The 12863-nt window shown below is 65.4% G+C and carries 15 protein-coding genes and 1 pseudogene; 10 read left to right on the top strand and 6 right to left on the bottom strand.

The genetic code is table 11. From position 1 onward, the window contains the following. The first annotated feature begins 22 nt into the window (after positions 1–22). Positions 23–550 (top strand): GNAT family N-acetyltransferase, encoded by a 528-nt coding sequence (locus BLT92_RS18165; RefSeq protein ID WP_092107880.1) that lies wholly within the window; start codon positions 23–25, stop codon positions 548–550. Between the two features lie 111 nt (positions 551–661). Next, a pseudogene (locus BLT92_RS21305) lies at positions 662–862 on the top strand (hypothetical protein); the annotation flags it as partial. A 79-nt stretch (positions 863–941) separates the two neighbouring features. Here BLT92_RS21305 and BLT92_RS18170 read toward each other — a convergent pair. After that, entirely contained in the window at positions 942–1745 is an 804-nt protein-coding gene (locus BLT92_RS18170; RefSeq protein ID WP_092107882.1) for an aminotransferase class IV family protein, read from the bottom strand. A gap of 26 nt (positions 1746–1771) precedes the next feature. Here BLT92_RS18170 and BLT92_RS18175 point away from each other — a divergent pair, with 26 nt between their 5' ends. From BLT92_RS18175 to BLT92_RS18180, 3 genes are all read left to right on the top strand, one after another. Next, entirely contained in the window at positions 1772–2149 is a 378-nt protein-coding gene (locus tag BLT92_RS18175; RefSeq protein WP_197679639.1) for a MerR family transcriptional regulator, read from the top strand. Positions 2150–2682: 533 nt separating this feature from the next. Next, on the top strand, positions 2683–3195 hold the full coding sequence (locus tag BLT92_RS20555) for a MarR family winged helix-turn-helix transcriptional regulator (RefSeq protein WP_157691498.1): 513 nt from the start codon (positions 2683–2685) through the stop codon (positions 3193–3195). Beyond that, positions 3188–4126 carry a DMT family transporter gene (locus BLT92_RS18180; RefSeq protein ID WP_172802629.1) on the top strand — a complete coding sequence of 313 codons (939 nt, stop codon included), beginning with the start codon at positions 3188–3190 and terminating at the stop codon, positions 4124–4126. The genes BLT92_RS20555 and BLT92_RS18180 overlap by 8 nt, the downstream gene beginning before the upstream one ends. Positions 4127–4172: 46 nt before the next feature. On the opposite strand, the gene BLT92_RS18185 is transcribed toward BLT92_RS18180, so the two are convergent. From BLT92_RS18185 to BLT92_RS18195, 3 genes are all read right to left on the bottom strand, one after another. Then, on the bottom strand, positions 4173–5225 hold the full coding sequence (locus BLT92_RS18185) for a phosphotransferase enzyme family protein (protein WP_157691499.1): 1053 nt from the start codon (positions 5223–5225) through the stop codon (positions 4173–4175). Between the two features lie 230 nt (positions 5226–5455). Beyond that, on the bottom strand, positions 5456–6064 hold the full coding sequence (locus BLT92_RS18190) for a class I SAM-dependent methyltransferase (RefSeq protein WP_092107887.1): 609 nt from the start codon (positions 6062–6064) through the stop codon (positions 5456–5458). A 112-nt stretch (positions 6065–6176) separates the two neighbouring features. Next, positions 6177–7064, bottom strand: a complete 888-nt coding sequence (locus BLT92_RS18195; protein ID WP_092107889.1) for a LysR substrate-binding domain-containing protein — start codon at positions 7062–7064, stop codon at positions 6177–6179. Between the two features lie 116 nt (positions 7065–7180). Between BLT92_RS18195 and BLT92_RS18200 the strand changes: the two genes are divergently transcribed. After that, a complete protein-coding gene (locus BLT92_RS18200; RefSeq protein WP_269457402.1) occupies positions 7181–8083 on the top strand; it encodes an EamA family transporter in 903 nt (300 codons plus the stop codon). A gap of 95 nt (positions 8084–8178) precedes the next feature. Here the strand turns inward: BLT92_RS18200 and BLT92_RS18205 are convergent, their stop codons facing one another. Beyond that, entirely contained in the window at positions 8179–9120 is a 942-nt protein-coding gene (locus BLT92_RS18205) for a DMT family transporter (protein WP_197679640.1), read from the bottom strand. Between the two features lie 100 nt (positions 9121–9220). Here BLT92_RS18205 and BLT92_RS18210 point away from each other — a divergent pair, with 100 nt between their 5' ends. The 3 genes from BLT92_RS18210 to BLT92_RS18220 all read left to right on the top strand — a co-directional run bounded on the left by BLT92_RS18210 (position 9221) and on the right by BLT92_RS18220 (position 11517). After that, positions 9221–10123, top strand: coding sequence for a LysR family transcriptional regulator (locus tag BLT92_RS18210; RefSeq protein WP_092109597.1), 903 nt, complete (start codon positions 9221–9223; stop codon positions 10121–10123). A gap of 519 nt (positions 10124–10642) precedes the next feature. After that, the gene (locus BLT92_RS18215; protein WP_092109599.1) at positions 10643–11113 is read left to right on the top strand and encodes a VOC family protein; all 471 of its coding nucleotides are present in this window, start codon (positions 10643–10645) and stop codon (positions 11111–11113) included. Further along, positions 11110–11517: a nuclear transport factor 2 family protein gene (locus BLT92_RS18220; RefSeq protein WP_157691500.1), complete on the top strand. Its 408-nt coding sequence runs from the start codon at positions 11110–11112 to the stop codon at positions 11515–11517. The genes BLT92_RS18215 and BLT92_RS18220 overlap by 4 nt, the downstream gene beginning before the upstream one ends. Positions 11518–11580: 63 nt before the next feature. Here the strand turns inward: BLT92_RS18220 and BLT92_RS18225 are convergent, their stop codons facing one another. Next, entirely contained in the window at positions 11581–12207 is a 627-nt protein-coding gene (locus tag BLT92_RS18225; RefSeq protein ID WP_092107897.1) for a TetR/AcrR family transcriptional regulator, read from the bottom strand. Between the two features lie 81 nt (positions 12208–12288). On the opposite strand from BLT92_RS18225, the gene BLT92_RS18230 reads away from it, so the two are divergent. After that, the gene (locus BLT92_RS18230; RefSeq protein ID WP_092107899.1) at positions 12289–12816 is read left to right on the top strand and encodes a DUF6506 family protein; all 528 of its coding nucleotides are present in this window, start codon (positions 12289–12291) and stop codon (positions 12814–12816) included. The last annotated feature ends 47 nt before the right edge of the window (positions 12817–12863 follow it).

Consider the following 12863-nt stretch of genomic DNA (forward strand, 5'->3'; position numbering starts at 1 on the left):
CCGTCTACGTAGACTCGGAACCATGGAGTTGAGGAGATATGACGAGGCCGACCGCGAATCGGTCGCAGTGCTCGATGTTGAAACCCCCGTGACCTCCTTCGCAGACGTCGAACTGCATGCCGGATCCTTCAGCTGGCAGGAGACGGCGCTGGCCGACCCCATCGTCAAGCGACACGATCTCGCGCACTACTTGACCGAGGGGCCGGCGGGCTGGGATCACGCATTGGTGGCAATCCGTAATGATCGGATCTGCGCGTTCTCTGCATGTGAGTTCAGCGCCTGGAATAGGAGACTCACAATCCTTCACATGTACGTGTCGCGACCAGCGCGTGGTCAGGGCATCGGCCGAGCTCTGCTCGACGCCATGTTGAGCGTGTCCAGCCCCGACGATGCCCAACACGTCTGGCTTGAGACCCAAGTGAACAACGTGCCTGCGATCCGTGCCTATGAGCAAATGGGATTCCGAATTGTCGGTCTCGACCAAACTCTGTACGCTGATCACCCTGATGCTGACACTGCTTTGTACATGAGCCGCAGAGTCGCCGACTGACCTGTTTCACCAGCGTCGTGGGTGGCTGGCTTGCCGCGTGCGGTCGGCACGCCTCGACGTGTCGGGGCAGACCGCGGGCCCTGACCCGAAAGGGTTGTTATCGACCAAGAAATGCTTCCCCAGGCAGGACCCCACGTGGTCACCCATGGTGTTACCCGCGACGTCCCGACAGAAACTTTGCCCACTGTGACCGAGTGGCTGCGTGCCCACCGCCGTGTCCATGACAAGCGCCCGTGGCAAAGGGCGATGGTCTTCGTGCAGGCGGTAATGGTGCCGCGGTGGTTCGGCGACGCCACCGCCCCAGCGCGTTTGCTGTGCGTGTCAGCTGGTCTCGGACGGAGTCAGGCAGTGCCCGCCGGGAAATCGGAGCTGTGAGTAGTGTGGCCGATGCTCATACCGCTACCAAGGGCTCGCCGGCGTACGCCGCATGAAGAATGCGCACGAACTCTGGCTCCTGGGCGAGCGCCTGGTCTCCGATCTGTGCGATCGTGATGCCCGGTGTCCACGAGTTCATCAGTGCGGCGGCAAGATGCTCGCCGAGCTCGCTGCGGTGAACCTTCTGCGTCTGCTGGGAGATACCGAGCGCCCGAAGGCGACGTGCCAGGATCTGCATCGTGACGCCGGGGAGGATCTCGGCTTGTGGCCAGATCACCGACCGCCCGTCCCAGAGGGCCAGATTCCAGATGGTGGCCTCGCTCAGTCGGCCCGAGCGGTCCGTGAACACGGCATCGTCGAAGCCCCGCGCGTTCGCGCGTTTGAGCAGAAGTGTCTTGGAGACCTCGTCGACGTGTTTGACGTGGGGGAGGTGGCGTTCGTGTTCGACGGGGTCGAGGGTGAGCGGACCGGTGGGCGGTTTGGCCGGGTCGATGACCTTGATCAGCACGTCGAGGTCGACTGTGCCATTCGCGTGGGCGAGCTGTCCGGGTCGGGATGTGATGTAGCACGTCAGGGACACGTCCGGTGGGGCTTTCGCCAGCGCGGTGTGCATCTGCTGAATGATCGCCTCGTCGGGCAGGTGATGGCCGAAGAGCTCGTCGCTGGCGTCGCGGAGACGGGCTAAGTGCAGGTCCAGGCCCCGCACGCGTCGGTCCCGGATCTGCATCGCGGTGAAGTGGGCATAGCCGGCGAAGGCCAACGGTGCGAGGTCTTCGGCGTCGGCTGGCCTACCATTGAGAAGTGTGATCGATAAGGTCATGCACACGATCGTAGGAGTTGACACCAGTGGCAGAGGCAAGCCGCGTGACCGCGAATAGGACACTGCGGATCGGCGATGTCGCCGCTGTCACCTCGGCGACACCGCGGATGGTGCGGTACTACGAGAAGCAGGGGCTGATCACCGCTGAGCGGTCGTCCGCGGGCCAACGCTTGTTCGACCCATCGGTGATCGACCAGGTCCGTTCCATCCGGTGGCTGCTCTCGGCCGGGCTGCCAACCGAGGCCATCCGCGAACTTCTTGACTGCATTCACGACACCAACCGGATCGAGCCGTGCGCCGCGCCGCTGCTCATGAACCACCTTCATGCCTACGATGGCCGCATCGCGGAGCTCACAAGCACGAGAGATGCGTTGCAGATGCTCATCGATGCTTCGAGCGGCTAACGAGCAATTTTTCTGAAGGCACACCTACGGTGGTGTACTTTCTTCCACGCAGCGCCAAATCTGCGTTACGCGACGTCGCTGACAACGACCAACGATCCGATCACCGGCTGTAGGTCATGACTCATCGTGGCGCTGGGGCGAGGAAGTCGCCGAGCGCCCCTACGAGTGTCGGTGCCCTGGCCAGTGACTGTGGTCGACCCAGACCTGCCAGTTCGCTAGGGGATCGCCGTACAGGACGTCCAGATCGTCGCGCAGGACCCCACAGCACAAGCAGTGGCTGCCGCACTCGTCGGCAGACGGGCCGGCCGGCTCATTCGTGGTCGGCATCGGCCCTCATCCCGGCTCCTCGTCTTGGTCGGGCACGCTACCCGGGACGTAGTCCGCGTCAAGCATTTCGCGCTAGAACTCGGCGTGGTGAGCCGAGTCCAGGACGATCTGCCGCCGTCGTGGCACAGCAGCCGGACCCGGTGCCGACGACGAAGTATCGAGCGATTATTCGTGACTGGTTCCACTTTTATGTGTAATATTCATATATGCAGTTTACACATGTAACGCGGGTTGCGAACATGCTCGGTGGTCTCGCCGTGGGGATCGTCGATCAACTGAGCGTGAACAGTCGGGATGCCGCGCTCCTTGCGATAGACAGCCACCCGAACAAAACGGTCGCGCACCTGAGTAGGGCGCTGGGCCGGACTCATTCAGCAACGGTGCGCCTGGTCGACGGGCTCGTTCGAGACGGTCTGGTACTGCGCAGGACCGGCTGCGACCCGAGGACGGTGGCATTGACGCTCACCGAGTCCGGAGCCACGGCAGCCCGGCAACTGCGAGAGAATCGAGCCCACGTCTTGAATGAGCTCACCAGCTCGATGAGCCAGGAAGAAGCCGCAGCGCTTGAGCCGCTGCTGGAGAAGCTGTTGGCTGCCACCGCTCGTGATGCCGCCTCGAGGTGGCGCACTTGCCGGCTGTGCGAAGAGGCCAGCTGCGAGGACGGCCAGACCTGTCCCGTCGATGCCGCTGCACCACCTGACGGGTCCCGCGATGAGTAACCTGCGCTCGGCGGTGGTTTTCATCACGGTGGCCCTGTTGTGGGGTGTGCCGTTCGCGTTCATCGCGCTGGCCCTCGACGCGGGCGCATCGCCGATGTTCATCGCCTGGAGCCGCGTCAGCCTGGGTGCGATCGTGCTGATGGGCATCGCCTGGAGCCGCGTCAGCCTGGGTGCGATCGTGCTGATGGGCATCGCCTGCCGCCGGGGATTCTTCACAAAGATCCGCAGGCATGCCGGGATCATTGCGGTCATCGCGGCCTGTGACATCGCCGTGCCCTTCGCGCTGCTGCCGATCGCCCAGCAACGTCTGTCATCATCCCTGGCGGGCATACTCATCGCCACCACCCCGCTGTTCGTCGCGACGCTGGCGATCATCACCCGCACCGAACGACACAACCTCCGTGGGTCGCTCGGGCTACTACTCGGTCTGGCCGGAGTCGGGGCGATCTTCGGACTCCAGCTCTCCGGTGACCTCATTACAGGGCTCCTCGCGCTCGGAGCAGCGTTGAGCTATGCGGTCGCGACACTGTTGGTGCGACGTCTGCACGATGTCTCGGCACTGGAGCTCAGCGCGGCCAGTCTGGTCATCGCCAGCGTCCTGCTCACGCCTGCGGCTTTCATCGATCTCCAGCTTCCCACACAAGCCTCGGGGTGGGTCGCGCTGGTGGTTCTCGGTGCTCTGTGCACCGCGGCCGCTGTGGCGCTTTTCTACCGGCTCGTGGCTGATCTCGGTGCTACGAGGGCAGCTCTGAGCCTGTACGTGGCACCCGTCTTCGCCGTCATCGTCGGAGCGGCCTTCCTCGCAGAGTCCATCGGCCTCGCGACCATCATCGGGTTCCTGCTCATCCTTGCCGGCTCATGGCTCAGCCACCGCAACATCACCAACCGCACGCCCGGTCGGACAGACGCGAACACCCGACACAAGTCCTAACCGATGGACGTACCGCCGGGAGGCTCATGCGTCCAGCCGCCGACGTTCAGAAGGTGCCGCCGTGAGTACTAGTGAGGAGGCTGCGAGCGGTTCGGTGCCGTCGGAGCCAGAAGTCATCGAGGTCGTCTGGGAACCGTCCTTGGTCGGCGTATCGCTCGTCCAGCGGGTAGATGCTTCGAGCGAGTTGGATGAAAGCACACGCGCGAGCGTGAGCGATGTCAGCATTGCTCACCGCGGGATTGGCCTCTTGATAGGCGTCGATGAACGTGGCCGCGAGGGTCTCCGGTTCGGGCGAGAGCATGATCTCGGGCCCGTAGGCGATCCGTCCGATCTCGTAGGACACAAGCTGCGGGCTCGCAGCGGAGAAGTCGACCACGGCAACGAGGTTCTCACCGTCGAACAGCAGGTTGGGTGCGGCGAAGTCACCATGCCCCGCCTGCCGAGTCAGCGGTGGTAATGCGGTCAGCGATTGGCCGAGAGCGTCGAGCCAAGAGTGGCGCTCTGCCAGGGTCTCTAGCGCGGTCTGGTCGAATCCGTTCGGATCGGTGCCGCGCTGCCGGATCAGCGCTTCCAGCCGGGCGAACGATGCATCGGTCTCCTGTCGATCCCACACCAACCAGGGTTCTTCGTCTGCGGTCACTAGCGTCGGTGTGGGTGCGAGTTCCGCGAAAGCGCGGTGCAGTCGTCCGAGCGCCGCCCCGATCTGCTTGGCTTGCATCGTGGAGACGGGTGCACGCATCGCGGTTCCGTCTACCCAGGACGAGACCGAGAGCACCAGTTCGCCAATGACTTCGGCGTAGCGGCCACCGATGCTCGCGAGGGGGCGTGCGGTCGGTACATCGTGGCTGGCGGCGAGTACGACGAGTTCAGCGATATGCCCTGACAGCTCGGCAGGCCGGGAATGCTCGATCTTCACGAACCACGGACCGTTGTGTGTATCGAGACGGAACGCGAGCGAGCGTTCACCAGCGAGGATGCGAGTCCACGAGCCGGCCAGCGCGAACCTTTCGTTCGTAGCGCGGACGACTTCATCGAGGAGGTGTCGATGTCCGCTTGCCGCCAAAGCGTTGGCGAGCGGCTGTAGGGCTGCTGTGGACACCTGCACCTCCTACGCTCGACTATCCAGCCTGAGCACTATCGTCGCAAATTTTTCGGACTGTCGGGCTCAGGTGTCTTGGCTGACCTGAGGGGTTGATACGTGCGCCCAGCAACAGAGGGATAGCCGGCGTCGTCTTGCGCAGGGCAGTCGCTCATCGATCCGATGACCGAATTGAGCCACCTCTCGCGCTTCACTCGACACGGTTGCAGTACGGCGCACCAGCCGCCGACTCACTCAGTACGTCTCCAGACAACGGCGTAGCGAAAGAGCGGGAGTCGCCGCCAGGAGAACCCAGGCAGCCTGGCCTCGGCGATGTCTCGCACTTCAGCGTAAGTATGCGGGAAGCGCATTTCTACCGGCGCTGTGTGCTGCCAGTAGCCGCGTGTTCGCGAGAGCAACTGGTGTTGGATCGCGCCGAGACCATCCATCAGGTAGTCACTCGGGCTTGCACTCCGAGCGCATCCGATGACGACCAGCACGCCTCCCGGCGCGGTGAGAACCGCAAGCTGCTCGAACGCAGCCGCAAGGTCGGGCAGATGATGAACAGTCGCGATGGAGGCCACGACGTCGAAGTGCCCCTCGGGCAGTTCAGCGCTCATCACATTTCCGACCGCCCACGACACGTCCGCACCCGATGCGCGACCCCGGTCGAGCACGTCAGAATCGACGTCGAGACCGGTGACCTGTGGGACCATTTCACGCAGTTCGGCGGCCAGCAGCCCATCACCCGTGCCAACGTCGAGAGCCATCCGTGCCCTATCGGGCACGGCCTTCAATACGAAGCGGTGATAGTGGGTGTTGTGGTTCCAGCGACCTTGTGCAGCAAATCGCTCCGCCATCCTCCTCCTTACACCGGTAGGCTCTCGGTTCCGGCCACCGCCCCAGCCCTATATACGGGAGCCAACCTTCGGGTCGCTCTCTGGTCCAGATTACGCGGTGTCACACAGCCAATCAGCGCCTTGGTCCTATGAGCTGCATGAGTGTCTGCACGGGGCCGCTGATTTCTGTGCCGGCCCGTGTGCAGAGTAAGAGTTGACGTGTCGGGGCTGGGCTGCCGACCAGCGGGATACGCACGGCCTCGGATCGGTAGTTTGCGAACCTGGAGGTCAGGCTGACTGCTCCGGTTGCTTGGACCAGATCGGCCACAGCCTGCGTGTCGTGGGCGTAATGGTTCGTCGGGGGCACGAATCCTGCCGCGTGACACGCGCTTAGTATCTCCTCGTGACCGGACTTGCCTCTGGCAGGCAGCACCCAGGGGTACTGCGCAAGCTCAGCGAGTCCGATGCTCATCCTGCCGGAGGCAGGGTGGATTGAGGCCACCAGCGCGTCGATGGGTTCTGCCAGGAGGCGATGTTGGTGGAACCGCCGGTCACTGGTCGTTGGCACACCGGCTTGGGTGGCGACGATGCACGCGTCGAGGTCGTCAGCGATCAGCTGATCGAAACACTGCGGTGCCTCGGCCTCAGAGAGGCTGATTCGCAGGTGGGGATACTGCGCTGCCAATCCACCGAGGTTCGGTATCACGAGAGCTGACAGCGCGGTTGGGTGTGCTCCGATCCGGAGTGTGCCGGTGACATGTTCCCCGTCTTCAGCCAGGGATGCTTTGGTCTGCTCCCACGCTGTATGGGTGTCGTGGGCGAAACCGACCAGCCGGTGAGCTGCCGGTGTCAGGCGCACCTGCCTGCCATGGTGCTCCAGCAACTCGACGCCCAGCTCATCGGCCAGGCTGCGCAGCTGGCGAGAGTACCCCGAGACACTGCGCTGCAGCAGCTGTGCCGCCTCGGTGATCGTCCCAGCTTGTTCCAGCACCCGCAGGAGCTCTATCCGCCGATCTAACATGACTTCATGGTAAACGGTTTCGTTGCGGATTAGGAACTGGACGTCAACTCAGCAACCAGCGAGGATGAACTCCAACGCGTCGTGGAATGAGGGAGTGATGGAGTATCGGTGAGCTGCTGGGTATCGCTGCCGCGGTCATGTTCGGCGCGTCGCATTTCTTCAACGGGGTGCTCTCCCGGCGCGTACCGGCGATGAACGTTGCGGTCTGCTCCCAGGCAGGCGGGGCGGTCCTGTTCCTGATCTGGACCCTGTTCACTTGGGTCGGCTGGCCCGAGAGCACCGATATGGTGTGGGCTGTTGTCTCCGGGGTCGGTGCCGGTCTCGGGGTCGGTGCCCTCTACGAGGGGATGCGTGCCTGCCGCATCTCGGTGGTGGTGCCTGTGACCAGCATCGTCTCAGTGGCCGTGCCGTTCCTGCTTTCGGTCCTGGTCTTGGGAGATCACGTCGATGTCCTGCTGATCGTGGCCGCGCTCCTACTGGTGCCGGCGACCTGGCTGCTCAGCCGACCAACCAACACACCAGGGGCCGTACCGGTGGCGGGCGTCCCACCGTCTACGTCCGTCTCAGCTCCTGCAGCGGCTCAGGACAGGTCCAGGGCCAACGCCACGGCGATATTTTACGGGTTGATCGCTGGACTCGGGTACGCCATCCAGTTGTTTGCTTTGAGTCGCATCACCTCGCCAGAACCAGCCTCCCCGATGCTGATCGGCCAACTGGTCAGCATCGTCCCGCTATTTCTCATGTTGCGTATCCGCTCTGGACGTTTCCTGCCCTTAGGGGGCACAGCCAATCTGAGCAAGGCCGTCATGGTGGGAGGCCTGGCAGCGTTGGCGATGATCTCCTATCTCTACGCCACGCGTGATGCCGCCCTTGCTCCGGTGATGATCGCCATTGCCCTCTATCCAGCCCTGCCGGTGTTGCTGGCGCTACTGGTGCTCAAAGAACGCCTCAGTGGATCACAAATTACCGGGCTCGCTATCGCCGCCCTGGTTCTCCCACTGATCAACATCGCTGGCTGAAGATGCCCCGCTCCTCGTATTCACTGGTCACGCGGGAGACGTTACATTCCAGTCCGCGGGGAACTCCTCGCCGCCGAGGCACAAGGCGGGACCGATCACTTTGCCAGCCGACGCGTGTGGTGGCTGGCAGTGACCACCAGGGCCACGCCGCCGAGTAGCAGCGCGATTGAACCCAGTGCGATCGTCGACGGTAGCTGGCCGAGCCATACCGCGGCCAGCAGTGCCGCTCCGGGGACTTCGAGCAGCATGGCCAGCGACACGACTGTCGGCGAGGTCGTGGCCAGGGCGGTGTTGAACAGTGAGTGGCCAAGCAGCTGAGCGCCGAGTGCGACCCCGCCGATCATGAGCCAGGTGCTGGCCGAGTATCCCGCCAGCTGCTGGCCGGAGAGTAGGCATACGGCCAGCAGGGTCAGTGCGGCGACCGGGTAACAGATAGCGGTGTAGGCGATGGTGGGCACGGTGCGCCGGACCTCGCCGCCGAGCGTGATGTAGCCGGCTCCGAAGATGCCGCCTGCCAGTGCCAGGAGGTCACCGACCAAGGCATCGTTCGACAGCGACAGGTCGACGCCGGTGAGCAGGAGAACGCCGCCCAAGCACACGCCGATCCCGACCATGGCACGGACGGGGAGGCGCTGGCCCCGCAGGCGGGCCAGCAGTGCAGCCCAGACGGGCTGGGTGGAGGTCAATGCAGCGGCGGCGGCCACAGACGTCAGCTCCAGCGCCGGTATCCACGTGCCGAAGTGGGCCGCGAGGAGCAGCCCTGCGGCGATGGCCAGGCGGCGCTCTTTTCGGGGCAGGGCGAGGAGGTGACGGCGTTGCCCAGCTTGTAGCAGCGCAACCGGGACGACGACGGCACTGCCGAGAGTGGTGCGCCAGAAGGCCATCGCCAGCGCCGGGGCGGCGGCCGCGGCCATCAGAGCCGGTCCGGTCGAGATGGCCACGATGGCGACGGCCAGCACCGGGAGCGTGGCCAGCGGCGGCCGGCCCACGACCTCCGGCATGTGCGCCGAGGAGGGGGTATCGGGTGCAGGCTCCACGTTCATCCTTTCGCATGCGATGGTCCATGCTCCAGTCTGCGCGTCGTGCAACGTCAGCTCCAGCTTCAATTTCCGTGAGGAACTTGTTAGATTTGGCTACATGCTTGATCGTCGCCTGCACGTGCTGCGCCTCGTCGATGAGTGCGGCACGGTGACTGCCGCCGCGGCGGCTCTGTACCTGACGCCGTCGGCGGTGTCTCAGCAGATCCGGGCCCTGGCCGACACTGTGGGGCTCGAACTGCTGGAGCCCCACCGGCGTAGCGTCCGCCTCACCCCGGCGGGGCGTGCGGTGCTTCGCCACGCCGACCGGTTGCACGAGTATTGGGAGCTAGCGCAGGCCGATCTCGCCGGGTACGGTCAGGAGGCGGTTGGGGTGTTGCGGATGGCTGGCTTCCCCACCGCCGTCGCTGCGCTGGTAGCGCCCGCGGCCGCACGGTTGCGCCGATTAACGCCCGGCATCCAGGTGGAGGTCTCGGAGGCGGACACGGCAGACGCGTTCGGTCTGCTGTTGGCCGAAGTCGTCGACATCGCTGTGACGGTGGCAACACCCCAGATGGCGGCGGTGGGCAATCACAAATTTGACCAGCAGCCACTGATGGACGACCCGCTGGATCTCCTGCTGCCCGCCGATCATCGGCTTGCTGGCGCGGGCATCGCGTCGCTGCACGAGCTGGCCGACGAAATTTGGATCACCCCAGACCCCCGGCAGTCTCACCATCATGACCTGGTACTGCACGCCTGTACAGCAGCAGGCTTTCGTCCGCACACGGTCCACCGGGCGAAGGAATGGATCGGCGTCGCCGCGCTCGTGGCCCACGGCTTCGGTGTCTCGCTCATTCCCCGCCTCGGGTTCCTGCTCCCTCCCGACTACCCGGTGGTACGCCTGCCCGTTCGCGACGCTCCCACGAGGCAAGTGTTGACCTGCGTACGACGGGGAAGTCGGGAGCATCCGGTCGTGGCCACAGGGCTGAACGCTCTTTGCACCGCCGCGGGCACCGATTGAGCGAGCAGCATTTACAATGAACAGGTCGCGGTGGCACCGACCGGTTAGCAAATGGCGGATTTGCTCGCGGGGCGATTAGGGCACGATTGGGTCCCGTAGTTGCGGGCCGCAGATCGCCCACGAGGCCAAGGAATGGTTAGCCGTCTCGGCACTCGTCGCGGCCGGGCTCGGCGTGTGCCTCACCCTGTGCATCGTGCCCCTGCCCGCCGACCACCCCGTCGTCCGCATCCCCCTCAACGGTACGGCGGCCCCTTCGCGGCGCTTTAATCACCGTCGTCCGCCGCGGCAGCTCCCAGCACCCCGCCAACCACGCCGGACTCACCGCCCTGAGAGCCGCGGCACGCACCAGAACGCAGGACGGCCACCCGCCGGCGGGACGGGGGTGACGACCGCGCTGACGGCCGCGCTCCGATAGACCGCACCCCGACCGTCCGCCGCGCCATGCCGACCGGAGCCCCACAACCGGATCGGTATCCGGGACCCTGTTGGATGCGCGTGATGTCGTGCGAGACTGGGCGGGTGAGCAGCTTCTATCATCTGTGCTTCGTCGTACAGGATCTCGACCGGGCCACCGCCGATCTGACCCGTGCCCTGGGAATGGTCTGGAGCCCCGCCCGCGACGGGAAGCTCGGGCCCTGGGACTACCGCATCGTGTTCTCGGTTGAGGGACCGCCGTTCTTCGAGGTCATCGAGGGCCCTCTCGGCAGCCCGTGGGACGCGTCGGCGGGTTCCCGATTCGACCACCTCGGGTACTGGTCTGACGACGTCGCAGCCGACAAGCAGCGCCTCGCCGAGCGCGGCGCACCGCTGGAGTTCGACTCCTGCCCCTACGGCCGCTCGTTCACCTACCACCGCCTCGACAGCCTCGGCATCCGCCTCGAACTCGTCGACCACGCCGTGCAGCCCGACTTCCTGGCCACCTGGAAGCCCGGCGCTGCCCCGATGCCCGCCATCGACCTCGGAAACGACTCCACGGGGCGGGACGCGTGAGCGGCCCGGGCACGGACGCCGAGCAGTGCCGGACGCTGCTGATCGACTTCCTGACCGCGATCGACCAGGGACGGGCCACCGACGCGCTCGAGCTGTTCACACCCGACGCCGTATTCGACGCCCGCGGCACCACGCTGCGCGGCCACGACGGGATCGCCGACTTTCTCGCCGCCCGTGAGGGTGAGACCGAGCGGCACACGGTGCACGTCATCGTCAACGACGCCGTGCGACGCCACGAGGATCGTGAGATTGAGCTGACCGCGCTGCTGATGCTCTACGAGCGTCAGAGCGACGGGACCTACCGGCTCGACCGCATCCTCGACACCGCCCAGACGTTCCAGCGCCTTTCATCCGGCTGGCGGATCAGCGCGCGGACAACGCGCCCGGTGCACCCGGCGGCATAGCGAGGCACAAGGGAATCCCTACGGAACGAGAGGGCATCGGCCTGCCACGAACGTGGCGGCTTCTCAGGCCGGCGCAGCGTTGGCAGTGAGCTCGCGGGCGATGACGTCGTGGGCCCATGCCCGCCACTGCTCGAGTGTCCATCCGCGTTCGGTGACGAAGAGCGTGTAGGACTCCGCGGTCATGGTGGCGTAGAGGATGTCGGCGACGCGGCTGGTGCTCGCGTGCTGGGCCGCACCCGGCAGGCGGAGCAGGATCCGGGCCAGGCCGAGGCTGAAGCTGTGGCGGTGTCTGCGCAGCTGTGCCTGCAGGTCGGCGACGCCGGGATCGGCCGCGGCGGCGTGGATCACGGTCAGGATGGGGGCCGAGCGCGCCGTGGACTCCGCCAGGTGCCCGGCCGCCTCCGCCCACGCAGTCTCTACCGAGCCGCCGTCGGCTAGTGCGCGGACCCAGGCGTGCTCCAGCAGGGGCATCGGTTCGTCGTCGCCAAGCACGGCGCGGTCATGGGCGGCGGAGAGAACTCCGAGCTTGTTGCCGTAGGCGGCGTAGACGGTCTTCACCGCCGCCCGGGCCTCCTCGGCGATCGCTCCCACCGTTGTGGAAACGTACCCGTCGCGCACGAACAAGGACGTGGCCGCTGTCACGATGCGCTGCCTGGCCGCTTCGTCGCGGGGCCGGCCGCGTGCTGCCATCCGTGATCACCTCTCTCCTTGACTCTCCGACTTTACGCCATATGATTGCACAATATAATTACCTTTAAGCGAGGAGGCAATATGACCGAGAACACGGCTGTCATCTACGAGGGAACGCCCGGAGTCCGCCTACGGGCCCCAGGACTGACGATCGTCGGCAGTACGGGGGAGGATCTCGTGTCGACGGCGGCGGAGAGCGTCGATCAGGGGTTCGAGCGGATCGAGCTGTGCGGCGGCGTCGGAGCGTTGGAGGCGAACGCGGTGCGCGCCGCGGTCGGCGGTCGAGCCCGGCTGGGCCTGGTCCGGTACGGCTTTGAGTCGCTGGAACGGATCGCCGGGTTCAAGCAGGCCTTCGCCGCAGGAGAGATCCTCGGCCCCCAGGCGTTCCTCTATCCGGATGACGAGGGAACCGAAGAGGTCGAGCATCCGGACGTGACCCTGATCCCGATTGAGAGCATCGAGCAAGCGGAGTCGGTCGGACGACGCCTCGCAGAGGCGCACGCAGGCCTGGTCGAGCTCTACCGCGGCCTGACGCTCGAGCACGCAGCCGCGGTGCTGCGCGGCAGCGGCGGTGAGGTGCCGGTGGGATTCGTCGGCTACGACGACTGACCGACAGCACACTCTCACCCCGTCGAACTGCGCACCGCTTCGAGAGA

It is taken from the genome of Brevibacterium picturae (assembly GCF_900105045.1).
Lineage (GTDB): Bacteria > Actinomycetota > Actinomycetes > Actinomycetales > Brevibacteriaceae > Brevibacterium > Brevibacterium picturae.